Origin of the sequence: Nonomuraea zeae (assembly GCF_005889725.1) — a bacterium.
Taxonomy (GTDB): Bacteria; Actinomycetota; Actinomycetes; order Streptosporangiales; family Streptosporangiaceae; genus Nonomuraea; species Nonomuraea zeae.
Map to the genome: position 1 here is coordinate 1 of NZ_VCKX01000511.1, position 4,823 is coordinate 4,823.

2 protein-coding genes are annotated in these 4,823 nt (G+C 74.2%); both read right to left on the reverse strand.

Annotated elements, in window-relative coordinates; translation table 11 throughout:
- A partial coding sequence (locus tag ETD85_RS60195; protein WP_138698749.1) for a beta-ketoacyl synthase N-terminal-like domain-containing protein occupies positions 1 to 1,162 on the reverse strand: 1,162 nt, incomplete at its 3' end.
- Positions 1,163 to 1,178: 16 nt separating this feature from the next.
- Positions 1,179 to 4,823, reverse strand: a 3,645-nt coding sequence (locus tag ETD85_RS60200; RefSeq protein ID WP_138698750.1) for a type I polyketide synthase, incomplete at its 5' end; no start/stop codon positions are given.

A 4,823-nucleotide genomic window follows, 5' to 3' on the forward strand; every position in this document is an offset into this window, starting at 1 on the left:
CGCCGGCGGCGGCCTGGGTGTGGCCGATGTTGGACTTGATGGAGCCGAGCCAGAGGGGGGTTTCGCGGTTCTGGCCGTAGGTGGCGAGCAGGGCTTGGGCCTCGATGGGGTCGCCGAGGGTGGTGCCCGTGCCGTGGGCCTCGACGGCGTCCACGTCGGCTGGGGTGAGATGGGCGTTCTCCAGCGCCTGCCGGATCACGCGCTGCTGGGACGGGCCGTTGGGCGCGGTGAGCTGGCTGCTGCGGCCGTCCTGGTTGATGGCGCTGCCGCGGACGATCGCGAGCACGGGGTGACCGTTCGCCCGCGCGTCGGACAGCTTCTCCAGCAGCAGGATCCCGGCGCCCTCGCCCCACCCGGTGCCGTCGGCGGCCTCGGAGAACGCCTTGCACCGCCCGTCGGGCGACAGCGCGCGCTGGCGGCTGAACTCCACGAAGATGCCCGGCGTGGACATCACCGTGACGCCCCCGGCCAGCGCGAGGCCGCACTCCCCGTTGCGCAGCGCCTGCACCGCCAGGTGCAGCGCCACCAGCGACGACGAGCACGCGGTGTCCACGGTGACGGCCGGGCCCTCGAAGCCGAAGGTGTAGGAGATCCGGCCGGAGGCCACGCTCGGGGAGCTGCCGATGCCCAGCGAGCCCTCGTGCTCCTCCGGGATCCGGTGGTAGAGGCGGCCCGCGTAGTCGTTGTACATGATGCCGACGAACACGCCCGTGCGGCTCCCCCTGAGCGCGTCCGGGTCCACGCCGGCCCGCTCGAACGCCTCCCACGACGTCTCCAGCAGCAGTCGCTGCTGCGGGTCGATGGCCATCGCCTCACGCGGCGTGATGCCGAAGAAGGCCGCGTCGAACCCGTCCGCGTCGTGCAGGAACCCGCCCTCCTTGGCGTACGTCGTCCCCGTGCGGGCGGGGTCGCTGTCGTACAGCGCCTCGACGTCCCAGCCACGCCGCTCGGGGAAGGCGGAGATGGCGTCCACGCCACCTGCCGCCAGGTTCCACAGGTCCTCGGGCGAGGCGACGCCGCCCGGGTAGCGGCAGGCCATCCCGACGATCGCGATCGCCTCGCTCGACGCCTCGACCAGCCGCCGGTTCTGCCTGCGCAGCTGCTCGTTCTCCAGCAGCGCGGCGCGCAGCGCCTCGATGGCCCTGTCGGTTGAAGTAGCCATGACCGTCCTTGGTACGTCAGGCGTCGGCCGTGCCGAGCGCGAGGTTGATGAGGTCGTCGACGTCTGCCGTCCTGATCGCGTCCAGGGCGTCCGCGGACGTCCCGGCCGCCGAACCGGCCACCCCGTCGCCCGCCGAGCCGGCCGTCGCGCCCGCGAGCTCGGCGAGCACGTCCAGCAGGCCCGCCTCCCGCAGCCGGGCCAGCGGGATCGCGGCGATCGCGGCCCGCAGGTCCGCCTCGGGGTCGGACTCCTCCTGGCACAGCTCGGCCCGCAGGTGATCGACGATCGCCGACGGCGTCGGGTAGTCGAACAGGAGCGTGGCGGGCAGCCGCAGCCCGGTTCCCGTGCTCAGGCGGTTGCGCAGCTCGACCGCCGTCAGCGAGTCGAGGCCCAGGTCCAGGAACCCGCGGTCGGGGGCCACCTGGCCGGGCGCGGCATGCCCGAGCACGGCCGCCGCCTCCGCCCGTACGAACTCCAGCAGCAGCTCCGTCTGCTCCGCCGCGTCCTTGCCCGCCAGCCGGTCGGCCAGCCCGGCGGCCGCGGTCGTCCGGGTCCTGGCGGGGGCGAGCCCGCGCAGCAGGTCGTGCTCGCGCAGGGCGGCGGTGTTGAGCTTGGCCGGGGCGAGCAGCGGGCGGCCCGCGGCGAGCGCGGCGTCGAGCAGGGCGAGCCCGGTGTCGGTGGGCAGGGGCAGGACGCCGGTGCGGGCCAGCCGCGCGGTGTCGAGATCCTGGCCCATGCCCGCCTCCCACAGGCCCCAGGCGAGGGAGGTCCCCTTCACCTGGTGGGCGAGTGCGTCGAGGTAGGTGTTGGCGGCGGCGTAGTTGGCCTGGCCCGGGTTGCCGAGCAGGCCGGCGATCGAGGAGTAGAGGACGAAGGCGTCGAGGTCGCCGGTCAGCTCGTGCAGGTGCCAGGCGGTGTCGGCCTTGGCCCGCAGGACGGCGTGCAGCTGGTCGGGGGTGAGCGCGGTGATGGTGGCGTCCTGGAGTACGCCGGCGGTGTGGAAGACGGCGGTGAGCGGGTGGTCGGCCGGGATGGTGTCGAGGAGGTCGGCCAGGGCGGCGCGGTCGGCGGTGTCGCAGGCGGCGACGGTGACCTGGGCGCCGAGCGCTTCCAGCTCGGCGCTCAGGTCTGCCGCGCCGGGGCTGCCGGGGCCGCGGCGGCTGACCAGCAGCAGGTGCCGGACGCCGTGGCCGGTGATGAGGTGGCGGGCCAGGTGGGTGCCGAGCGCGCCGGTGCCGCCGGTGATCAGGACGGTGCCGTCCGGGTCGAGCGTGACGGGGGCCGGGTCGTGCTCGGCGGCCTTGGTCAGGCGCGGGACGAGCTGCTTGCCGTCGCGTACGGCGAGCTGGGGGCGCGTGCCCGTCACCTCGGCCGGCTCGTCGGCGTCCAGGAGGTGGAAGCGTCCAGGGTGCTCGTTCTGGGCGGTGCGGACGAGGCCCCAGACGGTGGCGGCCGGGAGGTCGGTGACGGGGTCGTCGGGGCCGGTGGCGACGGCCCCGCGGGTGAGGAAGACCATCCGGGAGTCGGCGAGGCGGTCGTCGGCGAGGAAGTCCTGGATCAGGCGCAGCGTCCGCTCGGCCAGCGCGTGGGTGGCTTCGAGGTGGTCGCCGCCCGCGCCGTGGCTGGGGACGACGATGACCTCGGGGGCGGGGCCGGCCGCCAGCAGCGCGGCCAGGTCCGCATGTTCCCGGCCGGCGGGCACGGCCCCGTACGAGCCGTGCCCGCCGGCTCCGTCGGAGCCCAGGACCGCCACCGAGCCGGGAGCCGCCGCCTCGGCGGCCGTCACAGGCTGCCAGGTGACCTCGAACAGCGAGTTCCGCAGAGACGGCTCGCCGAACTGGCCGGGCACGATCCGGCGCGTCGCCAGCTCCGCCACCTCGGCCACCGGGGCCCCGAACGCGTCGTGCACGGTCATCGTCACCGCGTCCGAGCCCGTGACGGCCAGGCGCACGCGGAGCCGGTCGGCGCCCGTCGCGTACAGGCGGACACCGCTCCACGAGAACGGCAGCCGGACGGACCCGTCCCCGGTGAGCGCCAGCGGATGCAGCGCGGCGTCCAGGAGCATGGGATCGAGGTCGAACGCCGTCCCGTCCCCCCTGACCTCCGCGTAGACGTCGTCGCCGTGCCGCCAGGCCGCCTCGAGGTGCTGGAACGCCGGACCGTAGTGCATGCCGACGCCGGACAGCCCCAGGTAGAGGTCGTCGAGGTCGATCGGGATCGCGTCCTCCGGCGGCCAGGTGACGGAGGCGTGCGGCGGCGCGGTATGGCCGGCGGTGAGGTGGCCGGAGGCGTGCCGGGTCCATTCGTCCTGGTCCTGCGTACGCGAGTGCAGCGTGAACGCGCGCCGGTCGCCGTCGGCCGGCTGGATGGCCAGGTTGAGCTGGTGGGTGGCGGTGACGACGAGGGGGGCGTGCAGGGTGAGCTCGCCGATCTCGTCGAAGCCGATGTGCGCGGCGGCGTGCAGGAGCAGGTCCACGTAGGCGGTGCCGGGCAGGATGACGGTGTCGTGGACGGCGTGGTCGGCGACCCAGGGCTGCTCGTCCCTGGTGACGCGCCCGGTGAACAGGTGACCGCCGTCCGGGAGGTCGGCCGTGGCGCGCAGGAGGGGGTGGGCGGTGGAGGCCAGCCCGAGACTGGCCGGGTCGCCGCCGGTGGCGGCGCTGCTGAGCCAGTACCTGTCCCGCTGGAAGGCGTAGGTGGGCAGCGGGACGGGGCGGGCGCCGGGGTAGAGGGTCGCCGGGTTGGCGCGCAGCTGGGCCAGGGCGGTGGCCAGGGTGGTGGTCTCCGGCTTGCGCTGGCTCCTGGTGGGGATGGCGTGGCCGACCTGGGTGGCGGCCAGCGGAGTGAGCGTGGCGTCGGGCCCGAGCTCCAGGTACGTGGTGACGCCGAGCCCGTGCAGGGTGAACAGGGTGTCGGCGAAGCGGACCGGCTCCAGCAGGTGCTGGGTCCAGTAGTCGGCGGTCTGCAGCTCGGCGCCGGTCGCCAGGTCCCCGGTGAGGTTGCAGACGATCGGGATGGCCGGCGGCCGGTAGTCGAAGTCGTCCAGCGCCCGGGTGAGCCGGGAGGCGATCGGGACCATCTCGGCCGAGTGGAAGCCGAGCTGGACGTTGAGCGGGCGGGTCTTGTACCCGGCTTCGGCCAGGGTGGCGGTCAGCGCCTGCACGGCGTCCCTGCCGCCGGAGATGACCAGCGAGCTGGGGGTGTTGACGGCGGCGATGGACACCTCGGGGGTGAGGAAGGCCTGCAGCTGCTGCTCGCTGATGTTGACCGCGGTCATGGCGCCGTCGGGCGGGAGCGTGGCCATCAGGGCGGCCCTGGTGGTGACCATGCGGGCCGCGTCTTCGAGGTTGAGCACGCCGGCCAGGTGCGCGGCGGTGATCTCGCCCAGCGAGTGCCCGGCCAGGTAGTCGGGGGTGATGCCGTGGTGGGTGAGCAGCCGGTGCAGGGCGATCTGGAAGGCGAAGACGGCCGGCTGGGTGTAGCGGGTGTCGTTGAGCTCGTCCTTGCAGTTCTCGTCGAACATGATCGTCTTCAGTGGCCGTTCCAGGTACGCGTCCAGCGCCGCGCACACCTCGTCGAGCGCCTCGGCGAAGACGGGGTGGGTGCGGTAGAGGTCGGCGCCCATGCCGGACTGCTGGCTGCCCTGCCCGGTGAACAGGAA